Below are 26,868 nucleotides of genomic sequence, written 5' to 3'. Positions count from 1 at the left end.
CCCAAGCCACAACCAAGACGCCCAGGCCCCCAGCTACCCCTACCAGATCCCGCTGCGCGCCCTGATCCCACAGCGCATCGACAACCTCTTGGCCGGCAGCAAAAACATCGCCACTAGCCGCATCGCCAGCGCCTCCTATCGAGTGCACCCCGTGGAATGGGCCATCGGCACGGCAGCCGGCCACACGGCTCACTTTGCCCTGGCGCGGGATCTAGTCCCGGCGGAGATCCTGCGGGAACCCCTCTTGAACCTGCAGCTGTTGCCCGCCCTCCAGGCCCAGATCCAGAGCCTGGGCAACCCCATTCAATTTCCTGGCACCACCATTACTGCCACCGAGTGGGCCCAATCCCGCTAGTTTAGAAAGGCAGGGTTGGAAGCTGGCCGATGGATGCCATTGGGGTTGAACTTTGGGGACTGGAGACGATCCGCCCTTCGCTGTGGGCAGCCACGGCTCTATGGAGCATAGGGCTCTGCTCTAGTCCTTGATTCACCGTTCGCGTAAGCGGGACGGAGTCCGTACAATTGGCCACTTTGTTGCATAACCAACCTTCTGCCTTGACGTAGATGGGCTGAGCTAGTAGGCTTGCGAGTACATCTTTTCTGGGAGGCACTTTGCCTAGGCTGAAGTTGGCTCCGTCTTTAGCCGGTGTGCCCGCTAAGGGCAAGGAGCACCTACCTGCAGCAAGGCCTACGGCCCGCTATCGCGATCGCGGGGAAGTGACGCCTGTGGAGATTCCTCTGGCGGGGTGGTAGGGGTAAACTCTGCCACTAGCTACGGGTCGTGGAAGCAGGAAGAAAGCGTCAACCTGGAGCAAAAGTCCGCTTTTGCCCAGCGTTGTATAAGTCTTTCAGAGCGGATTGTCGCCACTGCATCAAAAGCTGCAGGAGCACTGGGAAAAGCAATTGCCCTGGGATCCCAGCGGAGCTCTGGCCTCTTTGCTCAGCGTCGTCCCTTTCTTGCTGGCAGCAGCGGTGGTGGTGGCTTTAACCGAGATCTCTTTGGGCAAAAGCTGGGCCGTCTCCTGGGGTCTTATCGCCTGTGTTGGCGGTGGCCTCTGCGAGCTGGGCCGGCGGGGCAATGCTCGCTGACCTCTAGATCCTTGCCCTGTCTGCCCCCATCCTCAAAGACTACTTGTCCAACTTTTCAATGTAGGGGCGAATGTCGTTGAGGTCGATGTAGCGGTCGGTGGCGTTGCGCAGCTCGCGGGCAATCATCCCTTCGGTGGAGACAACTGTAATCGTAGTGTTTTTGGAGCGCAACAACTCAATGGCCCGCTCGAAATCACCGTCGCCGCTAAACAGGATGAGCCGGTCGTATTGACCGACCGTGTTGAACATATCGATAACAATTTCGATATCTAGGTTGGCCCTCTGGGAGTAACGGCCCGAATCTTCGTCCCGATACTCCTTGAGAAGCTTGGTGCGAACCGTATAGCCCAAGTTGATCAGGGCGTCTCGGAAGGCCCTTTGGTCGTTGGGATCCTTGATGCCGGTGTACCAAAATGCATTGACTAGCTCGACGTTGGGTTGTGACCTAACAAAGTAGTCCAAGACCCGGCGGGGATCAAAGAACCAGCCAATTTTTTGTTGAGCATAAAACATATTGTTTCCATCGATGAAGATGGAAACCCGTGTGACAGGGTATCGAAACATAAATTCTCCGGAAAATAGTCAGGTGGACTGGTTAAGAGCGTTGATTAGCTTAACGCAAAAAGAGTTGCACCAGAACAGAGCTGGCTAATGTCAATCTCCTATCATAGCCAAAAGAGGGTTCCCTGGCTTCGATCCCTAGCCCGGCAAAAAGTTAGGTTCCAGCTAGGGCAGAGTATGGCTGGAGGGGGAGCGGCCTGTCTGGCTGAGGTAGAGCTCTGCCAGTTGGCGGGCCAGGTTGCGGATGCGCCCGATGTAGAGAGTGCGCTCAGCCACGGCAATGACGCCGCGGGCATCGAGCAGGTTGAAGGTGTGGGAGCACTTGAGCACGTAGTCGTAGGCAGGCAGAAGCAGCGACACCGGCAGCCGATCGCTCAAGGCCTGTTCTTGGAGCTTCTGCCGCGTGGTTTCGATTAGCCGCTTGGCCTCGGCTTCGTAGAGCCGAAACAGCTCCAACAACATCTCGGGATTCGAATACTCAAAGTTGTAGTAGGATTGCTCCACCTCATTTTGGAAGTAGATTTGCCCATAGGTAATCCGTCCCAGAGAAGGGTGCTCACTCCAGCAGAGGTCAAAAACGGAGTCCACCCCCTGCAGGTACATGGCTAGGCGCTCCAGACCGTAGGTAATCTCCACAGAAACGGGGTGGCAATCCTGGCTGCCCACTTGTTGGAAGTAGGTGAATTGGGTTATTTCCATGCCATCTAGCCACACTTCCCAGCCCACGCCCCAGGCGCCCAGGGTGGGGGATTCCCAGTCGTCTTCCACAAAGCGAATGTCGTGCTCTGCCGGGTCGATGCCCAAGGCCCGCAGGCTCTCCAGGTACACCTCTTGGATGTCGTCGGGGGAGGGCTTGAGCAGGACTTGGTACTGAAAGTAGTGCTGCAAGCGGTTAGGGTTTTGGCCATAGCGCCCGTCAGTGGGGCGGCGACAGGGCTCCACGTAGGCCACTCGCCAGGGATCCGGCCCTAGGGCGCGTAGGAAGGTGTGGGGGCTCATGGTGCCGGCCCCCTTTTCCAGGTCGTAGGGCTGCAGGATCAGGCAACCCTGCTCTCCCCAAAACTGCTGCAAGCGAAGGATTAGATCTTGAAAGGTGTGAGCTGCCATGGCAAAGGGCGGCAGAGAGAGCACTCCCTATCCTACCAACGCCTCTCCCTTGCTCAGTCGTTCAGCGCTTCTTGTCAAGGGCGGAGGTTTAGGTGGGGGCCAAGCCGATTTTGGTGCGGATCTCCTCGCGAAGGCGGGCGGTGATTGAGGCTTCGTCCAAATCGGCCAAAATCTGGGCTATGGCGGCTTTGGGGCCCTCCGGCCCCCAACTGGCTCCCTGGGCTAGGTAGCGGCGGGCTGCCTCGCCAATGGCGTAGCAGGAAAAGCCAGCCATCACTGCCTGCGTCAGGGCCACTGACCCGTAGGCTCCTAGAGAAAGTCCGCCGGCAAAGGGCAGGGATCCCCCCAGCAAGGTTTTCAGGGATCCCAATCCCAACAGCGCCACCCATTCTCCCGCCCCCAGGCTGAGCATGCTGAGGACAATCTTCTGCAGCAGTTGCATGGCACCGGCGGTAGTCAGGGGCCAGCCGTAGAGGCGGGCCATGCGCAAGATGAGGGCCACATCCAAAGCCAACCCCCCCAGGGTGTCGAGCAGGGTAACGGGGTTGAGGGCAACGGCCAGGGCTTTGGTGCGGGCGGCAGCGGCGATGAGATCTTGGGCTTGCTGGGCGCGGCTTTGCAATTTGCGCTCAATGACCTGCTGGTTGAGGCGATCGGCAAAGAGGAGGGCGTTGAGGGCTAGCAGGGAGCGCCCTTCCCGCTGCAAGACTTCTAGGATTTTTAGGCGCAGCGCGTCCACTTGGGGGGGGCCGCTTTCCATCTCCACGCCAAAGCTGCCATCTGGCTTCTGCACCAGGCGCGGCACGCGCGGCGAGGCGGCCACCATGACAACCTCGTCAGGGGAAAGAAGCTGCCGCACCCGTTCGTTGCGGATCTTGTCGTAGATGGCCTGGCGATCCGCCTCGGGGTACTGGTCGATCTTGTTGAACACCAGCAGCATGGGCTTGCCCGCCTCCCGCAGCGTCGCCAGAGCCTCAAACTCCACCCGCGTCAGATCTCCGCAGACCACAAAGAGGATGAGATCTGCCCGCTGGGCCACCTCCTGGGCCAGTCGCGCCCGCTCCTCGCCGTCTACTTCATCCAGGCCAGGAGTGTCGATTAGCTCCAGCCGGGATCCCTGCCAGTGGCTGACCTGAACCGACTGCACCGAGGCCGAGGATAGGAAAGAGCAGGGGGGACGAGTTCCCCAGCAGATGTTCCAGGCAGCTACTTGCTGGGTGCGGGTGGTTCCGTGGGTAGGCCCCGTGGCGAAAACCGGCTCCCCCAGGAGAGCGTTGAGCAGGGAGGACTTGCCCCGCCCCACCAGGCCGAAGGCAGCAATGTGGATGACCTCGGCTTCCAGTTTGTCCAGCAGGGCTTGCAAGTTTTCCAGCTCCCCTTCCAGGCCGGCAATCTCCTGGGGGCGCAGATCGAGTTGGGCCACCCACTGGCGCAGGCTGCGCTTGGCTTGTTGGTAATGGAGATCCTCCTGCAGAGTGCTGCGGCGAGCCATAGCCAGTAGCAGGAAAACAGCCTCGGGGAGGCAGATTCAACAATAAATTCAACAATAACAATAGCAACGGCAAAGAGTGGCCCCTAGCCTAAGCCGAGTTTGTCAACTGGCTATGATGGATGGGAGAAAGGGGTTGGAAAGGCAATGCCATGCTAACCAAGGGCCGGATTCTGTTCAGCCCAGTCGGGTGGGTGGGGAAGTTGTGCTTGGCCGGCTTGAGCTTAGGGCTGCTGGGCTGCAGCCCCGCAGGTTTTCGTACCCCCCCTTCTAGCTTGACCAACAGCGGCCTCAACAGCATCTTCCCCGATGGGGAGCCCGCTTTCAGTGGCGATGGTCGCTACCTGGTGTTTTCCTCAGCCCGCGGCGGCAGTCAGGCCATTTTTCTCTACGACCTGGTGGAACGGCGGCTGGTAGACTTGCCCGGGCTTAATTCCAGCGACGTGGCTGCCAGTTCGCCCGATATCAGCGCTGATGGGCGCTACATCGTCTATGTGTCCAACGCGCTGGGCAAATCGGAGATCTTTCTCTACGACCGCGAAACCCGCCGGGTTGAGAACATCAGCAGCCGGGTGCCAGGGGATGTGCGCAACCCCACCATCAGCGGCGATGGGCGCTTTATCGCCTTTGAGAGTAACGGTCGGGGACAGTGGAACATCGAGATCTTCGATCGCGGCCCGGCGGCCACGCAACCGCCTGCAGCCAACTCTTCCAATGCTGGCAGGAACCCCTAGCCCCTTTGGACTTGCTGCATGCTTGCTGCCTTTGCCCAACGACTTGAGCCCCTGCGCTCTAATGTCTTTGACCAGCTAGACCAGGCCAAGTGGGAGGCGCGCCGCTCCGGCGTGGATGTCATTGACCTGTCTCTGGGATCCTCGGATCTGCCCCCGCCTCCAGAAGCGCTGGCAGCCATGCAGGCGGCTTTGGCGGATCCCTCCACCTACGGCTACACCCTCTTCCACGACACGGCTGAGTTTCGCGCCGCCTGTGCCCAGTGGTACCAGCGGAAGTTTGGCCTGGCCATCGATCCAGAAACGGAGGTGCTGCCCCTGATTGGATCCCAGCAGGGGACGGCCCTCCTGCCGCTAGCTTTGCTTAATCCCGGCGAGGTTGCCTTGGTTACCGACCCTGGGTATCCTTCCCATGTGGGGGGGATCCATCTAGCGGGCGGGATCCCTTACTACTTGCCCCTGCGGGCAGAAAACCGCTTCCTACCCCAGTGGGATGAGATCCCGAAGGAGATCTGCCGCCAGGCGCGGCTGCTGGTGCTGAGCTATCCTCACAACCCCACTACTGCCACCGTTACCCCGGAGTTTTGGCAGGAAACGCTGCAATTTTGCCAGCGGTACAACATCGTGCTGGCGCACGACTTTCCCTACGTGGACTGGTGTTTCGACGGCCAGGTGGCTCCCTCGGCGCTGCAGGCGGATCCCGATAAGACCCGCACTATCGAGTTCTTTTCCCTCTCCAAGTCCTACCACATGGGGGGGTTCCGGGTGGCGTATGCCATCGGTAGCCGCGAGCTAATCCGAGCCTTGCGGTTGGTGAAGTTCACCATTGACTTCCACCCCTACCAGGGCATCTTGCGGGGAGCAGCAGCGGCCTTGGCGGCTCCCGATAGCTTTTTGGATCACTGGCGGCAGGTATACCGCAAGCGACGGGATCTTGCGGTGGCCGCTCTGCACCGCATCGGCTGGCCCGTGCCCCTGCCGGAGGCCACCATGTACCTGTGGGCACCTTTGCCCGAGTTCTATCGCGGCTCCTCAGCCCAGTTTTGTCTAGACTTGGTACGGGCTACCGGGGTGGCTTTGTCGCCAGGCTCAGGCTTTGGCCCCGGCGGCGAAGGCTATGTCCGCTTTGCGCTGGTGGCAGAGGGATCCCGGCTGGAAGAGGCGATAGAACGAATTGGGGAATTTTTGGGCAAAGGCACTTCTGGTCTCCGGCAGGCCTAGTCGCATAGAGCCAGCTTAGAAGCAGCAAGGGGGCAGGCTACAGATGTTCCTCTGAGGCCGGTTGTTGTCCCCGTCCTGGCCTTTTAGGCTGCCAGTATTAGCTGCAGCCAGTGCCGGCTAATCTGAGCCAGGATAGGAGTTGTGTTGGCCCAGTTGGCTCCCAAGGGGCATGGAAAAAGAGACGCTCGAGAGTTTTTTGTCCATCCGCGGGGTGATGGGGGTAGCGCTCCTGAGGCGAACAGGCCGCCCTTTTTTCTACCGCTCTTTTCAGAACTTGGACAGCCGACAGCAGCAGGCCCTCACCGAAGGGCTGTTTCAGGTTTTGCAAACCATGCCCCCAGGACTGGACTACTTTGACTTTCAGTTTGCCGAGCAGCGGGTTTTTGTCTACCCCCTGGGGCCGGAATGGGTGTTGCTGATGGCAGTCAATGACGAGGTGGTGATGCCGGTTTACACCTTGGCCGTCAACCGCCTGCGAGCCGAGCTGCAACAGGATGCGTCGAAGGGCCTGGCTACCTTTCGCCTTTTGACCAACCAGGCAGAGGCTGCTCGCAACCCCACCCAGCCCAACGCTACTTTGACAGGGGGCCAGCCCAAGGCAACTCAGCCTATGGCGACGGCCAGCCCCAGGAAGGTGGAGGTTTTCGTGCAATCGCTCAACCATATCTGCCAGATGGCTAGTGTCTATCTGGGCAAGGCGGTGATTGTCAACTACTGGAAGGCAGCCCGACAGGAAGTGCTGGAGCAGCAGGGATCCCTAGCCGAGTGGCTCAACGAGTTTGAGATCGAGCGCAGTGGCCAAATTCACTACAAAGGCCTCCTCAAGGAACTGGACGAGTCTCAGCAAAAAGTGCTGCGGGACTGGGTGCTGGCTTTTTTTCACCGCTGCGAAGCAGTGATCCGCGACTTTCGCAATTTGATTAAGTCTGCCGAATGGCGCCTGTAAGCTACCCGCTCTGAAAGACTCATACAACCTCGGACAAAAGCGGACTTTTGCTCCAGGTTGACGCTTTCTTCCTGCTTCCACGACCCATAGCTAGCAGCAGAGTTCACCTCCACTACCCCACTAGAGGGATCTCCACAGGCGTCACTTCCCGTCGAGCTGACGGTAGTTGCTCCTTGGCTCTTGATGAGCACCCAGGCAAAAGACGGAGCCAACTTTAGCCTAGGCAAAGTCCTACAAGAGAGGTTGGTTATGCCACAAAGCGGCCGATTGTCCGGTGAGAGGAGAGCCCACAGCCATAGCTTGCTTCCGCGAAGCGGCAGCCAGGGGCTCCTTGTAGCCCTACAGCTAGCAAGTCAACCCTGAACCTCTGGGCTGGTTCAATGGGGCAATTCCGTTGGTCGCGTTGGGATCCACCTCCCCCTTCCGCCCCAGGCTGGAGTAACACACCGTTTGCGCTACTCGGAAGCCTCCTTTCCCGTTTCCTTCCCACGGCTCAAGAGGGGGGCTTCCGCGCTGCGTTTTTCGGTGATACGATCAACTACTGACTCTCAGTAGAGGCACGCCTATTCATTGGGGCTGTTAACTCAGAGGTAGAGTACCACCTTGACACGGTGGGAGCCGCTGGTTCGATTCCAGCACAGCCCAGCGCAAGCAAGCCAAAAAAGAGCCAAAGCTGCCACGCAACCCACCCCCATGCAAAAAGAGGCGGGATCCCCTCTGGCTCGCCCCAGGGATCCCTATACTGGAGTAGAGGCTCTGGAAGGCGCCGGGGGGGCGAGGGTAGCATTAGGTCAAACTGCGAGAGGGGGAAAGACCAATGGGATTGTTTGAGCGGGTCAGCCGAATCATTAGAGCCAACCTCAACGCGCTCATCAGCAGTGCCGAGGATCCAGAGAAGATCCTGAACCAAACCATTCAGGACATGGCTGAGGATCACTACCAAATGCGGCAGGCCGTCGCCCAAGCCATTGCTGCCCAGAAGCGCCTGGAGCGGCAGTACGAGCAGGCCCAGCAAAGCGTGGAGGAGTGGCACAGGCGCGCTGAGTTAGCCCTACGCAACAACAACGAGGCGCTGGCCCGGGAAGCCCTGGTGCGCAAGAAAACCTTTGCCGAGACTGCCCAAAGCCTGAAGCGGCAGCTGGATGAGCAGACCCGGCAAGTGGAGATGCTCAAAACCAACATGACCAAGCTGGAAAGCAAGATTGCCGAGGCCAAAACCAAAAAGGACATGCTCATCGCCCGAGCCCGCGCCGCCAAGGCTTCCCAGCAGATCAATCAGGTTATCGGCCGGGTGGATCCCAGCAGCGCCTTTGCCGCCTTTGAGCGCATGGAAGAGAAGGTAAACGCTCTGGAGGCCCAATCCGCAGCAGTGGCCGAGCTGGCAGCCGACAGCCTGGAGCAGCAGTTTGCCGCTCTAGAAGCAGGCGGAGCGGATGTGGATCAGGAGCTGAGGTTGCTCAAGGCAGCCATCCAGGCCCAGTTGCCTGCCGGTGAGACGAAAGCTGTGCAGCAAGGTCAAGCTGGAGCCCCAACCAGGGGCAAAGTAGATGTAGATGCAGAATTGGAAGAGCTGCGCCGCGAAATTGATCAACTCTAATGCCAGGAGTTAGTGCGGGGGATCCATCTTCTTCGCCTAGGGACGTGGGGCTGCTCTAAAAGAGAGCCAAGAGGTGGTAAGCTGCGCAAAGGAGCTCTCTCTGGATAGAGGGGAGCAAGGTCGCCTTCTGGCATTTCGGCAAGAAATCACGAGCAATGGCAACGGTGAGTCTCAAGCCTCTTTTGGATCCCAAGCAACTGTTACAGGCTTATGCCTCTGGCCAGCGAGATTTTTCTGGCTCTAACCTGAGTGGGGCCCAGTTGAGCGGCGCAAGCTTGAGGGGGATTATCCTGCGGGATGCTGACTTAAGCGGGGCAGACTTGCGCGAAGCAGATTTGTCGGGGGCAGATCTGACTGGAGCCAGCCTACGCGGCGCCAAGTTGCGGAGGGTCAATCTCATCGGGGCTAAGCTGGTGAAGGCGGACCTACGGGGGGCCAACCTCTACCGGGCCAAGCTGCTCAGGGCCGATCTCAGCGAGGCCGATCTCAGCCGAGCCGATCTGCGTTTTGGCGCCGACCTGCGCGGAGCCACCATCACCAACACCCACTTTCGCGGCGCCCTCTACGACGAGTACACCAAGTTTCCAGAGGGGTTCAACCCGGTTGAAATGGGAATGTAGCTTCCCTCAGGGAACCAAGCCTTGCCAGAGGTAGGCTACGCCTGCAGCCGTCACGATAAAGGGGGGGTTGTGCAAGTCTGGTTTGTTGTAGCGCAAGGGATCCCCTTGCAAGTCTGTGACGCTTCCCCCTGCTTGCTCGACAAGGCACTGGGCGGCGGCAGTATCCCACTCCAGGGTTGGGCCAAAGCGGGGGTAGAGGTGAGCGGATCCCTCGGCCACTAGGCAAAACTTGAAGGCACTGCCCACCGACTTCACCTCAAGGGGGCCGTAGCGGCGCTGCAGCCGCTTTAAGAACTGCTCCGTTTCCGTGTCCTTGTGGGAGCGGCTGGCCACTACCTGTAGAGGGGGCTGGGCAGGCGGGCGGGACCAGATGGGCTCGTCGCCCCTGTAGGCTCCTAGCTTTTGGGCAGCCCTGTAGGTGAGGCCCAACGCCGGGGCATGGACGACGCCCAAGATGGGGATCCCTGCCTCGACAAGGGCAATGTTGACGGTAAACTGGCCGTTGCCCTCGAGGAACTCGCGTGTGCCATCTAGGGGATCCACCAACCAAAACTGCTGCCACTGTTGCCGCTCCCAGTAGGGGATCCCGCCGGCTTCTTCTGAGAGGACGGGAATCGTGGGGGTAAGCTCCTGCAGTCCCTCGAGGAGCAGGCGGTGGGCAGCCAGATCCGCCTCGGTCAAGGGGGAGGCATCTGCTTTGAGTTCGACCTGCAGCGATTCTTGCCGATAGAAGGGCAAGATGGCCCGCCCTGCCGCTTCTGCTAGGCGGCACACCTCGGGCAAGAGAGCGGCTAGGTTAGAAACCTGCACAGATTCTTCCCCCAGCTAGCGACGCACGGGAATGCCGTGGGCGGCCAAGTCGGCCTTGATCTGCTCAATCGTCAGCCGGCCGTAGTGGAGCAGCGAGGCCAGTAGAGCTGCTTCTGCCCCCCCCTCCTGGAGAGCTTGGCGGATGTGGGCACATTCCCCTGCTCCTCCGGAGGCAATCACCGGCACCGCCACTGCCTCGGCCACCCGCCGGGTCAGCTCCAGGTCGTAGCCGGCCTGGGTGCCATCAGCGTCCATGCTGGTCAGCAGGATTTCCCCTGCCCCCCGCTCGGCCATGGTTTTGGCCCACTCCACCGCATCCAGGCCTGTCGGCTCCCGCCCACCGCGCACGTACACCTCCCACCCCCCGCCTTGAGGTTTGGCGCGAGCGTCAATGGCCACGACGATGCACTGGGAGCCAAAACGGCGGCTGGCTTGGGTAACCAGATCCGGATCCCGAACCGCTGCCGAGTTAAGGCTGACCTTGTCGGCGCCGGCCCGCAGCAGTTGCCGGATCCCCTCCAGGTCGCGGATCCCACCGCCTACGGTGAGAGGAATGAATACCTGCTCTGCTGTGCGCCGCACCACCTCCAGCAAAATCTCCCGCTCCTCATGGGTGGCGGTGATGTCCAGAAAGACCAGCTCATCCGCCCCTGCCCGATCGTAGGCCCGCGCCAGCTCCACCGGATCCCCGGCCTCCCGCAAGTTCCCAAACTGGATCCCTTTGACCACCCGCCCCCCTGCTACATCCAGACAGGGAATGATCCGCTTGGCCAACATGCCCCCTCCCGGGATTTCTAGGCAAAGCTGATAATCAGAAAGGGCTCCTGAAACTTAGCCCCGGTTACCTGCCGGCCTGCCAAGCTGGGCGGCAAGAACAAATTGCGCCGCTGATCCCCAGCGGTGATGGTCAACTCTGGCCCGGATTGGCTCAGCTCGATTTGGGTCTTGCTAAAGCCAGGAAGAAACAGCTTCACGCTGCGGGAGCCCTCGTCAATGGCTACTGGCGGCGGCACCTCAGGTAGGGCAAAGATCCCACTGACTGCCTCTTCCAACGCCGACCAATCCGATCCCTGGCGCCGTGGCAGGGTGCGCACTGGCAGAGGAGAAAACTCAGCCGCCGACACCTCTCCGGGAACTAGCGGCATGACCCAGAGGCCACCCACGGTCAGCCCCACCATCTGGGCACTGCCCCAGAGGTAGCGGGCAACCTGGATCGCCATGGGATCCGGAGTCGTTACCAAATGCGCTACCACCCGCCGCGGATCGGCAATGGCAGAGCGCCCCTGCTCGAAAAGGTTGGCCATCCCCCCCAGGCGAGCTAGGAGCTCCTCCACCGAGGAAAACTCCAGGGTCGTCACCGACCGCAGCAGCGGTTCAAGAAAGGGAAGGAGAGTTTTGGCCAGATCGGATTGGAGGAAAGCCTGGGAAGCTCGCCGCCAGTACCAACTGGCCACCTCTGGGATCCCAAACGCCCGCAAGGTGGTCAAGTCCCCTGGGCCATCGTAGAGAATGCAGTCGTATTGACCGCTGGCATCGTAGCGGCGCAGGGCTTCCAGAGCCAGGGCCTGGTCCATCCCTGGCAGCACCCCTAGCTCCTGCCCATAGATTTCCCGGAAAAAGGGAGTGCGCACGTATTGGGCTTCCAGCTCCCTGGTTGCCGTCCAGTACTGCTCCAGAAGCTGGGTTGTCCGCAGCTGCACCACGCTTAAGTTGGCGGCAATGGTTACCGGCTCGCCGGAAAGCGGGATCCCACCCAGAAGCATCTCCAACCCCGGCCCCGCCTGATGGCCCACTAGCAGCACTCGCCGCCCCTGCTGCGCTGCTGCCCGCGCCACTGCTACAGCTAGAGTGCTCCGGCCCGTGCCCCCCTTCCCCAAGAAGGTCAGGATCTGGCTCATTCTCGCTCTCCTGATTCCCCGTAGATGTCGATGTACAGCGATTGCCCTGCCAACTGGGCTGCTGCTGTCATCACCTGACGAATTGCCTGCAAGGTACGCCCACCTCGCCCCAACACCCGACCGCGATCCTTGGGGTCAAAGGCTAGCCGCAGCCAGACCTTGCGTCCTCCACAGGTGGTTTCCACATCTGTTTGCAGGGGGCCGCTGGTAAGGAGCGGTTCAATCAAAAGATGAGCAAGGGTCTCGTAGTCCGGCATGGGAGGCAAAACGCAACCTAACCGCAAGCGTAGCTGAGCCTAGGCCTCCGTGGCTGCCTCGGGCTGGGACTTCTCCTCCCCCTGATCTGATCCCTCGGGAACCTTCTGCTCCTCCCCCGCTTCAGGTTTGGCGATGGCCGGAATGCGAATCGAGGCCACCACACCCCCCTCACCGGCTTTCAACATCTCATAGATGCCCGCTTTTCTGAGGAGGCTGTCCACCGTATCGGTGGGCTTGGCACCGCGCCGCAGCCACTTGAGTAGGCCCGCTGTCTCCAGAACCGTCTCCTTGGTGCGCGGGTTGTAGTAGCCTAACTCCTCCAGCGGGCGACCTTCCCGGCGAGCTCTACTGTCAATAGCGATGATGCGATAGCTGGGTTGGTGCTTCTTTCCAAAGCGCTTGAGCCGCAACTTAACCATTGGAGGTGCTCCGCAAGCTGGGTAGGGTTGTCTAGGAAACGGAAACCGACCGCCTAGCCTCTCCTCCACGTCCCTTCCTGGAGGCTGGGTCCGGCTAGTCGCTAACACAGGCTTCTCATTCTAGTCGATTTTCCCCTACCTGGATAAAGTGCCGACTCAACCCCAAGGGGGGATCTTCGTGGCAAAGTTGAAGAGGAAACCCAAGGCACAACTTCACATGATCACCTACACCGACTTGACTGCAGAGCAGCGCCAGCTCTACCTAAGAGCCCTCATTGCCGTAGCCCGCGTGGACGGCCAGCTCGATGAAGAAGAAGCCGACTTCTTTCTGCAAATTGCTGAAGGCATGGGCATTAACAAAGAGGTAGCTCAAAGCTATCTGGCCGGCGAGACGACTGCAACCCTAGAGCTCAGCGCCATCCCGCCTCTGCACAACGCTGCCGGGGCCTTGATCCTGCGGGATTTGGCGGCGATGGCAGTGGTCAACAACGAGCTGACAGAAAAAGAGGAGGCCCTGATTTTTGAAATTGGCAAGGCCATGCAGTTTAGTCGGGAGGAGATTGACGAATTTCTAGACTGGGCCTTCATGGGCCTGCAGTGGCAGCTGAAAAGTGCCGCTCTCCTGCAGCGGTATGCCCAGCCCGCTGCCAGCAACAGCTAGAAGCCCAGGGCCGCCACCAACGGCTGCGCTAGCTGAGGTAGCGATCCAGAGCCCGCTGCAGCTCTTCCAGTTCCACCTCAATATTGCCGCTTTCAACGGCATGGCGAATGCAGTGGCGGATGTGATCGTTGAGGATAATCCGCGCCAGCCGATCTAGCGCCCCCTTGACGGCGGCAATCTGGAGCAGCACATCCGGACAGGGTTGATCCTCTTCGATCATGGAGCGGATCCCACGCACATGCCCCTCAATGCGAGCCAGGCGGTGAATCAGCTTGCGCCGCGATTGCGGATCGTGGCGGTGAGGTTGGGCCCGCCCCGAGAGAGGGGGTCGCTCCAACGCCAGTTCCCACTCTTCCTCCCAATCAGGTTCTTCAGGAAGTGGAGGAATGGAGCCAGTCTGAAGCGGGGGAATAGGATCGGCCATAGGAGGAGTCGAGGACTGTCTGCATGATACCCCCTGCTTTTCTCCGAGCAGGTTGAGGTGCTCTAGAATAGGAAAGGATATGAAATTTTGTAAATCCTCTCCTGGCTTGGCTTCATGACCTCCGTACTCTCCCCCTTTGGCCCCGTAGAAGCGGATCTAGAGCGTTTACGCCAGAACTTGACGCGGCTGGTCAGCGCCAAACACCCCATCCTGGCCATGGCTGCCGAACATCTGTTCTCGGTGGGGGGGAAAGGGATCCGACCAGCAATCGTGCTCCTGATCGCGCGGGCCACTACGCCCGACGGGGAGATTACCCCCCAGCATTGGCGCCTGGCGGAAATTACCGAGATGATCCACACCGCCAGCCTGATGCACGACGACGTCATCGACACTGCTACCGTGCGGCGCGGCGTCAGCACAGTCAACACCCTTTTTGATAACCGGGTGGCGGTGCTGGCAGGGGATTACCTGTTTGGGCAGGCAGCCTGGTATTTGGCCAACCTGGACAACCTGGAGGTGGTGAAGCTGCTGTCCAAGGTCATCATGGACCTGCCAGAGGGAGAGGTGCGCCAGAGCCTCACTCGCTTTGATCCCGACGTCTCCCTGGAAGAGTACCTCGCCAAAAGCTTCTACAAAACCGCCTCCCTTATTTCTGGCAGTGCTAAGGCAGCGGGTCTCCTGAGCGGGGTAAGTCCTGAAGTAGCCGATCGCCTCTTCGACTTTGGCTGCAACCTGGGCATCGCTTTTCAGATTGTCGATGATCTCCTCGACTTTACTGGGTCGGCGGAGACGCTGGGCAAGCCAGTGGGATCCGACCTCATCCAGGGCAACCTGACAGCACCCGTTTTGTTTGCGCTAGAGGAGTTTCCGCAGATGCGGGAGCTCATCCTCAGAGAGTTGGCCGAACCGCAGGATCTCCAGCAGGTTCTAGAGTGGGTCTACCAAAGTGAGGGGATCCCGCGCTCCCGCCAGTTGGCGCGCGACTATGCCCAACGGGCTGCCGAGGCCCTGCAAGTTCTTCCAGACTCTGAAGCGCGCCAGGCTCTGCTGCAGATGGTAGACTACGTCCTCGAGCGGCCTTGCTAGAAGGCTTTTACGGAGACAGACCCGAGGCTCGAGCCGCCGCTGCCGAGAGCTCAGGGTAGGTGGGTGGAGTGAAAAAGCGCAGGCGATTGGGTGGCCAAAAGCGAAAGATGGTATTGCCGATAATGTTTTCTTTGGGCAAAAACCCCCAGATGTGCGAGTCCTGGCTGTCATTGCGGTTGTCCCCCATTACAAAATAGGAGTTAGGAGGGACAACAAATTCCGATCCCTGGTTGGGCACTCCAGGACAGCGCTCGCCAGGGCAGGAGTAGTCAGGGGGAGCGTAGATGTAGTCCTCCTGCAGAGGAATGCCGTTGACGATCACCTTGCCCTCAGCAATGCGGATGCGATCCCCTGGCAGGCCAATTACCCGCTTGATGTAAGCACCGTTGAAGTTCAAGTGGGCAGGCGGGTAGAAGACAATGATGTCGCCGCGTCTGGGGGCGCTGAAGCGGTAGCTAACCTTTTCTACCACCAAGCGATCCCCTTCTTCTAGGGTGGGCAGCATGGAATCCGAGGGGATCCAGCGCGCCTCCGCCACAAAGGTGCGAATGCCAAGGGCCAGTAGCAGCGCCAGCAGCACCGTCAGCAGGTTTTCCCGCTGTGCCTGCCACCAGGTGCGAGATGGGGAATTGGCAGGGGTTTTGCTGGGCGGCAACTGGGGCTGGGGCAAAGACCTCGGATCTGTGGAGGGCATGGAGGCTAAACGCGCATGACTGCACGATTTCCAGATTATCGCACCCGGCAGGAGCGGAGACCGTCCCCTTTCCTGGCACTAGAAAGGCAAACGTCTGGCAAAACTTGATGGCGATTTCAACAGAAGAACAGCTTGAGCGCTTGGTCGAGAAGTAATTTTGCAGCGGATCGATTGGCTGACGGGGGATACCGAAAAGCCCTTGGCGCGAGTCGAGAAACTATACAGGGATCTGGTATTGCTTAGAGCAGCGGAGGACGGCTGGAACGTCTTGGCCTTATTGCTGGGGCGACCGTTATTGCCGGCGTCATTTTGACTGCTAGGTTCGCAAAAACGTGGGGAGCTGGCAAAAGCAGGGGGATCCCGCCAAAGGCCTAGCGGATCAGCTGCCGGAGGTGAGTTTTTCCCAGTCCTGCTGGTGGATGGCAAGCATCTGGGCCTGCGCCTGGATGGCCGCTAACGTCTCTGCCATCAGGGGCCAGTTGCTGTCAGGGGGAGTGGGATACTGCTTAAGCTTCCCCAGGGTGCTGCTAAGGGCCACTTGCAGCTGCTGCAGCAGTTGGTGGGTTTGTTGGGCCAAAGCCAAGGTCTCGGAGACGCGGAGGCGGTTTTGGCCTTGCTGGTACTTCTGGAGGGCTTCTCCTCGCAGAATGCTGAGGATGGCTCCTTCCCTGGGAGGAGAGCCTGGCCCGCTTTTGGAGGGCTGGGGGATAATGCGCAACTGCAGCACCAGCGGCTCCCCCCGGTACAGCCGCTCCGCTTCTGCCTGCTGCGGCTCCCCGATGAGGCTGGGATCGAGAGCCATCATCCGCTTCATGGCAGCGATTAGCCTAGCCCGGATGGGTTCCGAGAGTTCCTTGAACAGATCCCGCAAAATCCCCTGCTGGCGGTAGCGCACCCGACACAGCACTCCCTCCTGGGGCTCTACAAAAATTTGCTCTGCTTTCTCGTCTAAAGCCCGCCGCAGCATCGAGTTCAGCAACTGCTGCACCGTCTCTTCCGATTCGTCACTAGGAGAGGGCGGAGCAGTTGGCCGTGCCGGCAGCGGCTGGGTGGGAGTTGGGTGGCTGGGCGGCCCGGCTACGGGAGCGGGGACTTCTGGGGTGGTGCGGCTGGCTTGGGCCTGCAGGCGGAGCCGCTCTACCTCTGCTGGGCTGGGGGGATGGCTGAAGTAGTGGGCAATTAACTCCTGCTGCTGCTCCAGCGTAATCGGAACTGGCTCAACCGAGATCTGGGAGTAAGCCAGCATTTTGCTCACGTAGTCCAGGGCTGCCAAATCCTGGGGATCCACCATGCCCAGGATTAAGCTGTCCGTATCCAGGGCCAAAGGCACCACCTGGTAGTAGATACAAATCTCCACCGGCAGGTATTGGGCAATCAGGGCCGCCACCCGCGCTCGGTCAATTAGAGAAGGGTGTCCTACCGCCAAAGAGGCATTTGGATTGGTCATGGCAAGCCTGCAGGGATCCCGGAGGGGAAAAGCGTCGTCTTCGATCATAGGCCCTTGGCCTCCGGGGTTTCTGCCTCGCCTGTCCCTAAGCAGCCCAGATTGAATAATGTAATACTAGGAGCATTCCTTTGGATCTTCTGGATCTTCTGCCACGAGAGAACGTTAGCCTTGGTCAGCCTTGGAGTCAACATCGACCACGTGGCCACGCTGCGCCAGGCCCGCCGCACCGTCGAGCCGGATCCGGTGGCCGCTGCCGTCATTGCCGAGTTGGCAGGCGCAGATGGGATCACGGTGCACCTGCGCGAGGATCGCCGCCACATTCAGGAGCGGGATGTGCGGCTGCTGCGGCAGACGGTACGCACCCACCTCAACTTGGAGATGGCGGCAACAGAGGAGATGGTGGCCATTGCCCTGGAGATCAAGCCTGACTACGTCACGCTGGTTCCCGAGCGGCGGGAAGAGATTACCACCGAAGGGGGACTGGATGTGGCCAGTCAGGTTTCACGCCTAGGTGAAGTGGTAGATCGACTGCAGGGATCTGGCATTCCCGTCAGCTTGTTTGTCGATCCAGATCCCATCCAGATTGCCGCTGCTGCTCAGGTGGGGGCGCGCTGGGTGGAGCTGCACACCGGGCGGTATGCGGAGGCCTCCTCGGAAGCCCAACGGGAGGCGGAGCTGGCCCAGCTGCAGAAGGCTAGCCAACAGGCCATTCAACTGGGGTTGCGGGTCAATGCTGGGCACGGCCTCACCTACTGGAATGTGGGCGCGGTGGCGCGGATCCCGGGCATAGAGGAGCTGAACATTGGCCACAGCATCATCAGTCGGGCAGTGCTGGTGGGGTTGGAGCGAGCGGTGCGAGAGATGCGTCAGGCAATGGGGTTAGGAGTGGGCCCGGCATGAACTCGGAGTACTACGGCTACGACAACGGCTACGATTACGTTCTCGAGCAGGCTGAGATTGACCGCCTGCTGGATCTGCTGCCGGCCAGCATGCGAGAGAGCGTCAAGATCTTGCCGGCCTCAGAGCGGCAGACGGTCGTAATCAAAGGCCGGCGGCAACTGCCCTGGGAGCGGCAGCTGCGGCTTTTTATTAAACCCTACGAGTGGCGGCAGTTTACCCCCTTGCAGCGGGCGGGGTTGTTCTTGCACAAAGTAGGCTACTACAGCCGGGCAGCCTCGCGGCAAATCGACTTTTACCTGGCTATTGCTGCCTTGGGGGGCTTGAGCCTGATCTTCGAGGTGGTCCAGCAGGATCCGGTGGGGGCAACGGTTTCCGGTGGCTTAAGCGGCTTGGCTCTCTGGCAGTTGCGCCGCGACCAGACCAACGACCGCCGCCTTTTGGCTGCTGATGCCTACGCTGTGGACCGGCTGGTGTTGCGCGGAGTTCCGCGGTTGCAGGCAGTGGAGGCCCTGGGGCAAGCGCTGCACCTGGAGGCTCGCCTGGAGGGTCGCTCTGGCAACGACCTACTGGACATGCTGCGCTACCAAAACCTGAAGCGGCTGGCCCAGCGCCCAGCAGAAGATATTGTGTTGAGCTAGTTTCAAGCCATGCTTTCCCCCGCGCGGCTGGGATCCCTAGTGGGTCGAGGGGGATGGGGGCATCACCTCCTCCAAGTGGCAGTAACCGATTCCACCAACCGGCTGCTCTTGGACTGGGGTCGCCGTTTCCCTCAGCCTCTGCCCCTGGGCACCGTTCTGGTCAGCACTCGCCAGCGGGCAGGCCAGGGCCAGCACGGGCGAGTATGGCACTCGCAGCCAGGGGGGTTGTACCTGTCGGTCTGGCTGGGATCCCCTCCCCTGCGGCATTCCCTGCTGGAATTGACCCTGACCTTGGCCTGGGGCATTGCCGGCAGTTTGCGCCATCGGTTGGGGATCCCGCTGCGGCTGAAATGGCCCAACGACCTGGTGATAGTGGACAGGCAGGGGCCGGCTTTTCTGCGCAAGCTGGGGGGGATCCTGGTGCAAGGCCGCTTTGGGGAAAGGGGACAACTGCTGGGGCTGGTGGCCGGCGTAGGTGTGAATATCAACAATCCCGTGCCCGCCGAGGGAATCAATTTAGCTGAGATCTTGGGATGCCGGCAGGATAGCACCGCCATTGCCGCCTGGGTTTTGCAGGGGATGGAGCGGGGGTTCCAGGTCTGGCTCAAGGAGGGGTTTGCTGCTGTTTGCTGCGAGTACGAGACCTGGACAGTGAAGCCGCAAATCCAATGGCTCCCAGGTGAGGCGTCGGCTACGGTTTTGGGCCTTGCCGAGGATGGCAGGCTGCGGGTACAAACTCAGGGGGGGCAGATCCTCGTCCTCTCTCCGGACCAGGTGCGCCTAAGCTATCAAGTGTCTCTTGCCAGTGGCTTGGAGTGAGGGATCCGTTGGTGGCCACCGATTTTTGGCAGCATCTTTCCTCTTGGCTGGGCAGCAGCTCGGCAGCAAGAGGGCGGCAGCTGCGGCGGCTGGGGCTGAGTCTAGGCGTGGGGCTAAGCCTGCTCTGGTCCTCTCCCACGGCGCTGTTGGCGCAGATGCACTTGCCCCCTCCTCCCCCTGTGGGGCCAGCGCTGGACACCCCTGCCGCAAAGGCGCTGCTGCAAGATGGTGCCCTTCCCCTGCCGCAAGACACCCTGAGAACCCTAGGCTTGACTCCTCAACCAAGCCAGGCTCTTCCGCTGGAGGCGGCAACCCGCACTGGGGTGGGCCGGGAAATTGTTATTGAGCCGGCAAAGGTTACCGAGAGCCAGCCGGAAAGTGGGGTGCCGGTGGTGTTGGTGGAGCGCAGCTCCGGCCGCCGCCTCCTTCTCCTGCCAGGGGGAGAGCTTCGCATTGAGGAAACCCCTGAGCTGCCGCCGCTGACCTTGCCTACCTCGTCCCCCAGCAAAGAGCGACTGCTCTATCCGCTGCCCCACCCCGCGCCGATCACCTCTGGCTTTGGCTTGCGGATTCACCCCCTCAAGGGTCAGCCGGAGTTTCACGCCGGCGTGGATCTGGGGGCCAGCTTGGGCACGCCAGTCCTGGCTGCCTTGAGCGGCAAGGTGGTGAGTGCCGGCTCTCTGGGAGATCTGGGGATCACGGTTGTCCTAGAGCATGCTGGCGGCCGGCGCACCCGCTATGGTCACCTATCTAAAGTAGCTGTCACCCCAGGAGAAGGGGTTAAGCAGGGATCCCTCATTGGCTATGTGGGGGCAACGGGAGCGGTGACTGGGCCGCATCTCCACTTTGAGCTGTGGCAGCAAACGGCAGGGCAAAGCTGGATGGTTTTGGACGCCACGGAAGAGCTGAAGGTCGCCGCAAGCCAGTTGCCGAGCTAGCCAGAGCCAGCTTGGGTTAGCATAGGTGAGCGGGATCCCACCTCTTGCGGACGTGGCGGAATGGCAGACGCGCTAGACTTAGGATCTAGTGCCGCAAGGCGTAAGGGTTCAAGTCCCTTCGTCCGCATGGCAAGCCCTGCTTCTAGCCGGGGAAGATCACCTCTAGGATTTGCTCAGGGGCAATGGAGTCAATCACCCCATTGGCGGCCTTGACGGCGCGGAACGGCCCCTCGGAAGGCAAAAGCCGCTCTGGGTCAGTAGGGCCAAACAGAGCCACCAGGGGAGTTTGCGTGGCCACTGCCAGGTGCATGGGGGCACTGTCGGTACACAAAAGCAGGGTGGAGCCAGCAATCAAGGCCGCCAGTTGGCCTAGCTGGGGCGGGCGGCTCACCGGCAGATTCGGCAGTTGCGACAGAAAGCCCTCCGCCAGCTTCTCATCCTCTGGCCCCAACACCAGCACGAGCGGCAGCTCCGGCCGCTTTTCCCGGAAACCCTTGATCACCCTAACCCACTTCTCTGGGGGATAGATCTTCTGGATGCCTTTCTCCTGGGACAGTTGGCTGGCGCCAGGGTGCAACAGCACATAATCTTGGCTGCCCTCCCCCAGCAGACGCTTGCGTTCCTGCTCAGCCCACTCCAGGGCTGTCTTTTTGAGGCGAAGCTGGGGCAAGCCTGCCGGCGCGGCAATGCCGAACCCCTGCAGCAGGTCGTGGTACATGTTGGCGGCGTATTGGGCCAGCTTTAGAGGCACCGGGTCGGTCAGCCAAGGTCGCCCAGGCCCTGGCGGGGCATAGCCAACCCGCTTGGGGATCCCAGTTAGCCAAAGCAACAGCTTGACCCACAAGCTTCTGCCCAGGCTGAGCACGGCGTCGTACTGCCGCTCGCGGATTCGCCCCAGCAGATCGCTGATATCCCCTAGCGAAAGTTGCTCCTTAAATGGGAAGGTCAGCACCCGATTCACCGAGGGGCAGACCTCGTAGGCAGCTGCCGCCCGCGGCTCTACCAACACCTCCAGCTCCGCTTCTGGAAAGCGCTGCCGCAAACTCGCTAGGGTGGGAAAGAAAAGAATTTGGTCGCCAATCCCTCCCGGCACCAAAGCGAGAATTCGGGGGGCCAAAGGGGCTTTGCCGAGAACTGCTTGAGAAGCAATCTCCATAGAACATCCTGTCGATAGCTGTATCCAGCCTAGGGGATCCCTGGCCAGGGATGTACCGCGTTTACTCTAGCTCAGGTTGGGCTCAATTCGGAGCGGGTCTGGCTCCCAGCGGCTTCTCAGCAACTAAGCTACAAAAAGGCCCAATTTTGGAACTCTCATCCTCGATGATGGGCTGTGGCCGCTACCCCAAAAGGCAGCACCATGACGGATGAGCCGATCCCGCTGCTGGATTTGACGTTGCAATACCGCGCTTTGGCTAGGACTCTTTTGCCTCAGGTGGAAGCTTTGCTGGCCTCTGGGCGCTACATTGGCGGAGAGGCAGTGCGGCAGTTCGAGGAGCTGTTTTCGCAGTTTCTCGGCGGCGGCGATCTGGAGACCGTCAGTTGCAACTCCGGCACCGATGCTTTGGTGTTGGCCCTGCGCGCTCTGGGGATCCAACCGGGCGACGAGGTCATCACCACTGCCTTTAGCTTTTTTGCCTCCGCCGAGGCCATCGATTTGGTGGGGGCACGGCCGGTGTTCGTGGATGTGGATCCCTGCACCTTCAACCTGGATCCCCAGCTTCTCGAAAGAAGCATCTCCCCGCGCACCAAAGCCATAATCTCCGTGCATTTGTTTGGCCAGGCAGCCAACATGACCCAAATTTTGGCCACTGCGCGACGCCATGGGTTGGCAGTGGTGGAAGATTGCGCCCAGGCCATAGGGGCCTGCTGGGGAGGCAAGCCGGTGGGCACCTGGGGAGATATTGGCTGCTTTAGCTTTTTTCCCACCAAAAACTTGGGGGCTGCAGGGGATGGCGGGGCAGTGGTGACCCGGGATCCGCAACTGGCCCGCAAGGTGCGCATCCTCAAAGACCATGGCCAAGTTGGCCAATACCACCACGAATACATCGGCCTCAACAGCCGTCTGGACGCGCTGCAGGCGGTAATCCTGTCGGTCAAGTTGCCCTACCTGCGGGAGTGGAACTGGCGGCGGCAGGCCATTGCCGAGGGCTATCACCGCCTGTTGCAAGGGATCCCTGGCCTCATCCTGCCGAAGGTGGCAAAGGGGGGAAACTCCGTTTGGCATCAGTACACGGTGCGGGTGCCCGGTTCCCACCCAACCGACTCGCGGCGGCGCGACCAACTGCAGCGGCAGTTGCAGAAGCGGGGCATTGCCAGCCGAGTTTACTACCCTACTCCCCTTCATCTCCAGCCCGTCTACCGCAAGCTGGGATATAAGCCTGGAGATTTGCCCAATGCCGAGCTCTGTGCTGCCCAGGTGTTGTCTTTGCCCTGTTTTCCTGAATTGACCCTCCAGCAACAGGAGCGGGTGGCCCTGGCCATTGCTGAAATCTTGGCAGAAGAACCCTAGCAGCCCTGGAGGAGGGAGCTCAGGTGCTATCGAAGCTCAGCCGAAGATTACTTCAACTATTTCCGTGGTTGCACCAGTTTCCCCAACTCGGAGCTGTCCCTGCAAAGCTGTCATCGAAAGAGCGCGTTCGTTTTCTGCGCCGCCTGCGCTTTACTCGCATCGGGGGCTGGTTTGTTGGGATCACGCTCCTAGTGAGTATTGCTGCCTTTAACACTGGCAACAATCCTCTCTACTTGGTTCTGGGGATGCTGCTTAGCCTCATTCTTCTTAGCGGCTTCCTCTCCGAGCTTACCCTCAAGAATCTGGAGGTGAGCCGGCAGTTGCCCAGCCGCATCTTTGCTGGCCAGCCGGTCTTGGTGGGGCTGACGCTGGTCAATCGCAAACGCCGCCTGCCCAGTTTTTCCCTCCAGGTGAGGGAACGCATCGAGGGACTGAAGCGGACGGATTGGCCTTCCAGCTATGTGCTGCGGTTGGATCCTGGTGCCAAGCTGGACACCTTCTATCAGCACACCTTCCCAAGGCGAGGGGTGTGGCAGCTGCAGGGTTTTGAGATTGCCACCAGCTTTCCTTTTGAACTCTTTCGCAAGGCAGTGGCGATCGAGGAGCCGCAGGCGGTGATTGTATTTCCCCAGCCTGCCCCCGTCCAGGGACTGCTGCTGTGGGAGCACTTTGGCGGCAGCAGCCAGTTGCGCCCTCAGCCCGGCCAGGAGGGGGACTACCTCGGCCTGCGGCCATACCGTCCCCAAGATGATGTGCGCTCTGTGCATTGGAAAATCTCGGCCAAGCGAGATCAACTGGTCGTGCGGGAGCTGGAGCGCCCCCGTTCCCAGGCCATTGTCCTCTGCTTTGAAAATTGCTGGCAGCCGCGGGGAGAAAGCCCTGAAGCGCATCGCAATAAGCTAGAGCGGGCTGTAGAACGCTGCGCTGGGATCCTCACTTATTTGATTCGGGAAGGCTACCCCGTGGCTCTGGCCACCTTGCAGACGCGAACTGCTTTCGGGGCCGATCTGCCCCATCTCGACTGGCTGTTGGCCCTCCTAGCCCAACTGACATTCGTCGGGGATCCGCAGCTGGGCTCCCAAGGGCCCTCCAACTCCCCTACTGGCTTCAGCCTCACTCCCCAAGATCGCTGCCTGCTCCTAGCTCACCCTCCTCAGGAGGGGGAAGCGGTGCCAGGTCATCTCGTTGAGCCAGGATCCCTGCTGCAATTCATCCCGATCGAGTAAGGCCTCCCTATCTCCCTGGCGGGCAGTGGTTGGTAGTGGGAATGTAGATGCGGCTGCCGGCCCACTGCAGTTTCTCTCGCAGGGTGCGGAAGTAGGAAAGGTCTTTTTCTAAGATCAGCAGCTTGGCTGGCAGGGGAGCGCGTCGAATTTGCACCCACTGGCCAGGGTTGACCGATTGAGCCAAGACACCATCCGTCCAGAGGCGGGTCAACCCTTCTGGATCGGCAAGGGGCCAGATCTCCACCGTGGCCGTGCCGCTGATAACAATGGGCCGGCTGGACAAGCTGAGGGGACAGATGGGGGTGATGATGATGGCCTCGAAGGTAGGCTCGAGGATGGGGCCGTTGGCTGCCAAGGTGTAGGAGGTGGATCCCGTTGGAGTAGCCACCAGCACGCCATCTCCGTGGTACTGATCCAGAACCTCGCCATTGACTTCGATTTCCATGATGGCGGCGGGCAGGCGTTCCCGGTTGATGGGCTTTAGGCACATTTCGTTGAGGGCGTAGTACACTTCGCTAACCGGGCGGCCCTCCTGCTTTCCCTCTCCAGGGACAGCCCCTTGTCCCAGTTGGGGCTGCTCCCAAATCTGGGCCTGCAACATCATGCGGGCTTGGAGGACAAAGTCTCCTGCCTGGATGCGATCCCAGGGATCCTGGTGCAGCACCTGCTCCGACTGGGCCAAGAACCCCAGCCTGCCTCCCGACTGGATGGGCAAAATGGGGATCCCCTGGGGAGCAAGGTGGCGGGCCGCCGCCAACACTGAGCCATCTCCTCCCAACACCACCGCCAAATCGATGGGATCCGAGGTGGCCTCCAAAAAGACCGGGTAGGGGTTGTGGTGCAAGCCAGTGGGAGCCGTCAGTACCGTAACGCCGCGCCGACGCAGCTGCTCCGCACACAGCTGGCAGGTAGCCTTGCTCTGGCGATCCCCCTCCTTGTAGGCAATCACCACCAAGCCCAGATCCATGGCTGACCTCGCGCAGGGATCCTTTCCCATCATCCCTCTTCAAGCTGGGGGTTGCCCAGACAATTTTCCTCAAGCGTTCTCTTCCGCTTTTTTTCACAATTTACTGGGAATTTTTTGATCTAACGAATGGCGGTGAAACAGCTTGTTACGTCGTTATTGCTGCGCTGTTGCGAACGCGCGAGTGGCCCGGAGCGCTACCCCTACCTCTTGCTCCCAGAGAGAGGGTCTGAGGATGACTATCCCCTTAGGGAGCCAACGGGATCCCTGAGTGAGCGGGTATAAACTCCAGCAATTGGTTTATCGTATGGACATCCCTGCCCAAGCTGCTTTGTGCCTGCAAACCTATGGTCCCCGATCTCACCAATCGCCTCTTGGGTGGCCGCTACCAACTGATTCAAGAAATCGGTGGTGGCGGCATGGGATCCGTCTTTCGGGCTTTGGACTTACACAACAACGGCCAAGAGGTGGCGGTCAAGATCCTGTATGCCCCTACCCTGCTGAGCCGAGGGAACGCCCAGCTCGATGATTTGCGCCGCCGCTTTGCCGAAGAGATCCGCGTCAGCACCCTTTTAGGCCAACATCCTCGCATCGTCAAAGTCCTGGATCACGGCCAAGAGGGGGAGCACGCCTATTTGGTGATGGAGTACCTCAAGGGACAGGATCTGGGGAAGCTAATCCGAGAAAAAGGAGCCTTGCCAGTTCGGCAGGCCATTCGGCTGGCCCTGCAGGCTTGTGAAGGGCTGCACTTTGCCCACACCTTCCGAGCTAACGTGGAAGGCCGCGAGATTCGGGGCGTGATTCACCGCGACATCAAGCCCAGCAACCTGTTTGTCGAGCGCGTTTTTCAAGATGGCCAGCTTACGTCTCAGCTCAAGATCCTCGACTTCGGCGTGGCCAAAACGCTGGCGGATCACACCCTTAGTCTAGGCACCCAAAAAGGGGGCGGATTTATCGGCACAGCTCGTTACGCCTCTCCTGAACAGGTACGCGGCAAATCTCTGGATGCCCGCTCAGACATCTACTCCCTAGGGGTGGTGCTCTACGAGATGCTGACGGGATCCATGCCCTTTCGCTTGGAAACCGACTCATTGCACAGTTGGATCCACGCCCATTGCTATGAAAACCCCCTTGAGATCAACCCGGAGACAGCCCCCCAGCCGATCCCACCCGCCATAGTAGCGGTGGTGATGGATTGTCTGAAGAAAAACCCGGACGAGCGGCCGCAGACCATGCAGGAGCTGGCAGAGCGGCTGTTGCAAGCCTATGAGCTGACGGTGGCCAACCAACTTCCCCCCAGCCAAGCCAGCACCGTCCTCCTCCCCAACACTGCTTCCCCGCCACTGCGCACCCCCACCAGGTCAGGCCCAGGAACCTTTGAGGATATCCGCGATGAGGATCTAGAGCTCATCGAAGAGGAGCCAATCCCTCCTCCAGGTGCGGGGATCCCCTACTACATCGCTGAGCGGAAAGCTGCCTCAGCAGAAGCTGCACCGGAGCTCTCCCCCAAAACCGAAGGCGAAACGGCCAAAGCGCCCTCCACAGTCATCCAAGCTAGCGACACGCTCCCGGCTGTCCCTCCCCAGGATCGCCTTGCCACACCCCCACCAACGGATACTCCTCTGCCACAAGCTGCTTCCCGAACGGTTCGCCAGCCTTCCACCAGCAGCCTGAAGTGGCTCTGGGTTGGGGGAGGCGCTGTGGCTCTGCTAGCCGCCTTTTTGCTCTGGCCGCGCCCAACTATCCGCGATACCCAGGAAGAGCCGGAGCCGATCCCTACTGCTGAAGTCACCCCAACGCCAGCACCGGCCCCCAC

Annotated in this window: 28 protein-coding genes, 2 tRNA genes and 1 pseudogene; 18 read left to right on the top strand and 13 right to left on the bottom strand. The window is 60.4% G+C overall.

Annotation, left to right across the window (positions count from 1 at the left end; genetic code table 11):
- Positions 1–355, top strand: a 355-nt coding sequence (locus tag NW833_RS10380; protein WP_414412419.1) for an FAD-dependent oxidoreductase, incomplete at its 5' end; no start/stop codon positions are given.
- Positions 356–858: 503 nt separating this feature from the next.
- Positions 859–1,089: a hypothetical protein gene (locus NW833_RS10375; protein ID WP_414394557.1), complete on the top strand. Its 231-nt coding sequence runs from the start codon at positions 859–861 to the stop codon at positions 1,087–1,089.
- Between the two features lie 39 nt (positions 1,090–1,128).
- Here the strand turns inward: NW833_RS10375 and NW833_RS10370 are convergent, their stop codons facing one another.
- The 3 genes from NW833_RS10370 to NW833_RS10360 all read right to left on the bottom strand — a co-directional run bounded on the left by NW833_RS10370 (position 1,129) and on the right by NW833_RS10360 (position 4,249).
- Positions 1,129–1,653 carry an NYN domain-containing protein gene (locus NW833_RS10370; RefSeq protein ID WP_414394559.1) on the bottom strand — a complete coding sequence of 175 codons (525 nt, stop codon included), beginning with the start codon at positions 1,651–1,653 and terminating at the stop codon, positions 1,129–1,131.
- Positions 1,654–1,815: 162 nt separating this feature from the next.
- Positions 1,816–2,757: a glycine--tRNA ligase subunit alpha gene (gene glyQ, locus NW833_RS10365; protein WP_414406233.1), complete on the bottom strand. Its 942-nt coding sequence runs from the start codon at positions 2,755–2,757 to the stop codon at positions 1,816–1,818.
- A gap of 88 nt (positions 2,758–2,845) precedes the next feature.
- Positions 2,846–4,249 (bottom strand): DUF697 domain-containing protein, encoded by a 1,404-nt coding sequence (locus NW833_RS10360; protein WP_414412418.1) that lies wholly within the window; start codon positions 4,247–4,249, stop codon positions 2,846–2,848.
- A 149-nt stretch (positions 4,250–4,398) separates the two neighbouring features.
- Between NW833_RS10360 and NW833_RS10355 the strand changes: the two genes are divergently transcribed.
- From NW833_RS10355 to NW833_RS10330, 6 genes are all read left to right on the top strand, one after another.
- A complete protein-coding gene (locus tag NW833_RS10355; RefSeq protein ID WP_414412417.1) occupies positions 4,399–4,980 on the top strand; it encodes a TolB family protein in 582 nt (193 codons plus the stop codon).
- Positions 4,981–4,998: 18 nt separating this feature from the next.
- Positions 4,999–6,198 (top strand): LL-diaminopimelate aminotransferase, encoded by a 1,200-nt coding sequence (locus NW833_RS10350; RefSeq protein WP_414412416.1) that lies wholly within the window; start codon positions 4,999–5,001, stop codon positions 6,196–6,198.
- Positions 6,199–6,367: 169 nt separating this feature from the next.
- Positions 6,368–7,144 carry a hypothetical protein gene (locus NW833_RS10345; RefSeq protein WP_414412415.1) on the top strand — a complete coding sequence of 259 codons (777 nt, stop codon included), beginning with the start codon at positions 6,368–6,370 and terminating at the stop codon, positions 7,142–7,144.
- A gap of 573 nt (positions 7,145–7,717) precedes the next feature.
- Positions 7,718–7,789, top strand: a tRNA-Val gene (locus NW833_RS10340).
- Positions 7,790–7,961: 172 nt separating this feature from the next.
- Positions 7,962–8,741 carry a PspA/IM30 family protein gene (locus tag NW833_RS10335; RefSeq protein ID WP_414412414.1) on the top strand — a complete coding sequence of 260 codons (780 nt, stop codon included), beginning with the start codon at positions 7,962–7,964 and terminating at the stop codon, positions 8,739–8,741.
- A gap of 155 nt (positions 8,742–8,896) precedes the next feature.
- Positions 8,897–9,361, top strand: a complete 465-nt coding sequence (locus NW833_RS10330; RefSeq protein ID WP_414409922.1) for a pentapeptide repeat-containing protein — start codon at positions 8,897–8,899, stop codon at positions 9,359–9,361.
- 6 nt (positions 9,362–9,367) lie between these two features.
- Here the strand turns inward: NW833_RS10330 and cysQ are convergent, their stop codons facing one another.
- The 5 genes and pseudogenes from cysQ to rpsP form a co-directional block, all read right to left on the bottom strand.
- Positions 9,368–10,171, bottom strand: coding sequence for a 3'(2'),5'-bisphosphate nucleotidase CysQ (gene cysQ / locus NW833_RS10325; protein WP_414412413.1), 804 nt, complete (start codon positions 10,169–10,171; stop codon positions 9,368–9,370).
- A gap of 15 nt (positions 10,172–10,186) precedes the next feature.
- Positions 10,187–10,948: an imidazole glycerol phosphate synthase subunit HisF gene (hisF, locus tag NW833_RS10320; protein WP_414412412.1), complete on the bottom strand. Its 762-nt coding sequence runs from the start codon at positions 10,946–10,948 to the stop codon at positions 10,187–10,189.
- 17 nt (positions 10,949–10,965) lie between these two features.
- Positions 10,966–12,069 (bottom strand): ArsA family ATPase, encoded by a 1,104-nt coding sequence (locus NW833_RS10315; protein ID WP_414406226.1) that lies wholly within the window; start codon positions 12,067–12,069, stop codon positions 10,966–10,968.
- The gene (locus NW833_RS10310; RefSeq protein WP_414394578.1) at positions 12,066–12,326 is read right to left on the bottom strand and encodes a KH domain-containing protein; all 261 of its coding nucleotides are present in this window, start codon (positions 12,324–12,326) and stop codon (positions 12,066–12,068) included. Before NW833_RS10310 ends, NW833_RS10315 begins: the two co-directional genes overlap by 4 nt.
- A 174-nt stretch (positions 12,327–12,500) precedes the next feature.
- Positions 12,501–12,746, bottom strand: a pseudogene (rpsP, locus tag NW833_RS10305) (30S ribosomal protein S16); the annotation flags it as partial.
- Positions 12,747–12,924: 178 nt separating this feature from the next.
- Here rpsP and NW833_RS10300 point away from each other — a divergent pair.
- Positions 12,925–13,407 (top strand): TerB family tellurite resistance protein, encoded by a 483-nt coding sequence (locus NW833_RS10300; protein ID WP_414412411.1) that lies wholly within the window; start codon positions 12,925–12,927, stop codon positions 13,405–13,407.
- Between the two features lie 28 nt (positions 13,408–13,435).
- Here NW833_RS10300 and NW833_RS10295 read toward each other — a convergent pair whose 3' ends face one another.
- Positions 13,436–13,831 (bottom strand): metal-sensing transcriptional repressor, encoded by a 396-nt coding sequence (locus NW833_RS10295; protein WP_414394582.1) that lies wholly within the window; start codon positions 13,829–13,831, stop codon positions 13,436–13,438.
- A 114-nt stretch (positions 13,832–13,945) separates the two neighbouring features.
- Here NW833_RS10295 and sds point away from each other — a divergent pair, with 114 nt between their 5' ends.
- A complete protein-coding gene (gene sds, locus NW833_RS10290) occupies positions 13,946–14,917 on the top strand; it encodes a solanesyl diphosphate synthase (RefSeq protein WP_414394583.1) in 972 nt (323 codons plus the stop codon).
- Between the two features lie 7 nt (positions 14,918–14,924).
- Here sds and lepB read toward each other — a convergent pair whose 3' ends face one another.
- Entirely contained in the window at positions 14,925–15,611 is a 687-nt protein-coding gene (gene lepB, locus NW833_RS10285; RefSeq protein ID WP_414394584.1) for a signal peptidase I, read from the bottom strand.
- Between the two features lie 379 nt (positions 15,612–15,990).
- Complete coding sequence (locus NW833_RS10280; RefSeq protein ID WP_414412410.1) at positions 15,991–17,058, bottom strand: hypothetical protein; 1,068 nt, start codon at positions 17,056–17,058, stop codon at positions 15,991–15,993.
- 168 nt (positions 17,059–17,226) lie between these two features.
- Here NW833_RS10280 and NW833_RS10275 point away from each other — a divergent pair, with 168 nt between their 5' ends.
- The 5 genes from NW833_RS10275 to NW833_RS10255 all read left to right on the top strand — a co-directional run bounded on the left by NW833_RS10275 (position 17,227) and on the right by NW833_RS10255 (position 20,480).
- Positions 17,227–17,958 (top strand): pyridoxine 5'-phosphate synthase, encoded by a 732-nt coding sequence (locus NW833_RS10275; protein WP_414412409.1) that lies wholly within the window; start codon positions 17,227–17,229, stop codon positions 17,956–17,958.
- The gene (locus NW833_RS10270) at positions 17,955–18,596 is read left to right on the top strand and encodes a DUF3318 domain-containing protein (protein WP_414406222.1); all 642 of its coding nucleotides are present in this window, start codon (positions 17,955–17,957) and stop codon (positions 18,594–18,596) included. Before NW833_RS10275 ends, NW833_RS10270 begins: the two co-directional genes overlap by 4 nt.
- Before the next feature lie 9 nt (positions 18,597–18,605).
- Complete coding sequence (locus NW833_RS10265; RefSeq protein WP_414412408.1) at positions 18,606–19,415, top strand: biotin--[acetyl-CoA-carboxylase] ligase; 810 nt, start codon at positions 18,606–18,608, stop codon at positions 19,413–19,415.
- Between the two features lie 11 nt (positions 19,416–19,426).
- Positions 19,427–20,353, top strand: a complete 927-nt coding sequence (locus NW833_RS10260; protein WP_414412407.1) for a M23 family metallopeptidase — start codon at positions 19,427–19,429, stop codon at positions 20,351–20,353.
- A gap of 46 nt (positions 20,354–20,399) precedes the next feature.
- Positions 20,400–20,480 (top strand) — tRNA-Leu (locus NW833_RS10255).
- A gap of 15 nt (positions 20,481–20,495) precedes the next feature.
- Here the strand turns inward: NW833_RS10255 and NW833_RS10250 are convergent.
- Positions 20,496–21,509, bottom strand: a complete 1,014-nt coding sequence (locus tag NW833_RS10250; protein WP_414412406.1) for a glycosyltransferase family 9 protein — start codon at positions 21,507–21,509, stop codon at positions 20,496–20,498.
- Positions 21,510–21,710: 201 nt separating this feature from the next.
- On the opposite strand from NW833_RS10250, the gene NW833_RS10245 reads away from it, so the two are divergent.
- Together NW833_RS10245 and NW833_RS10240 are read left to right on the top strand one after the other, a co-directional pair.
- Complete coding sequence (locus tag NW833_RS10245; protein ID WP_414412405.1) at positions 21,711–22,862, top strand: DegT/DnrJ/EryC1/StrS family aminotransferase; 1,152 nt, start codon at positions 21,711–21,713, stop codon at positions 22,860–22,862.
- A gap of 191 nt (positions 22,863–23,053) precedes the next feature.
- Positions 23,054–24,088, top strand: coding sequence for a DUF58 domain-containing protein (locus NW833_RS10240; protein WP_414412404.1), 1,035 nt, complete (start codon positions 23,054–23,056; stop codon positions 24,086–24,088).
- A 7-nt stretch (positions 24,089–24,095) separates the two neighbouring features.
- Here the strand turns inward: NW833_RS10240 and NW833_RS10235 are convergent, their stop codons facing one another.
- Positions 24,096–25,055 carry an NAD(+) kinase gene (locus NW833_RS10235; RefSeq protein ID WP_414412403.1) on the bottom strand — a complete coding sequence of 320 codons (960 nt, stop codon included), beginning with the start codon at positions 25,053–25,055 and terminating at the stop codon, positions 24,096–24,098.
- Between the two features lie 344 nt (positions 25,056–25,399).
- Here NW833_RS10235 and NW833_RS10230 point away from each other — a divergent pair.
- Positions 25,400–26,868: serine/threonine protein kinase (locus NW833_RS10230; protein ID WP_414412402.1), on the top strand; the 1,469-nt coding region annotated here is incomplete at its 3' end.

Source organism: Synechococcus sp. O70.1 (assembly GCF_047462215.1).
Lineage (GTDB): Bacteria > Cyanobacteriota > Cyanobacteriia > Thermostichales > Thermostichaceae > Thermostichus.
This window is presented reverse-complemented; position numbering and strand designations above follow the sequence as displayed.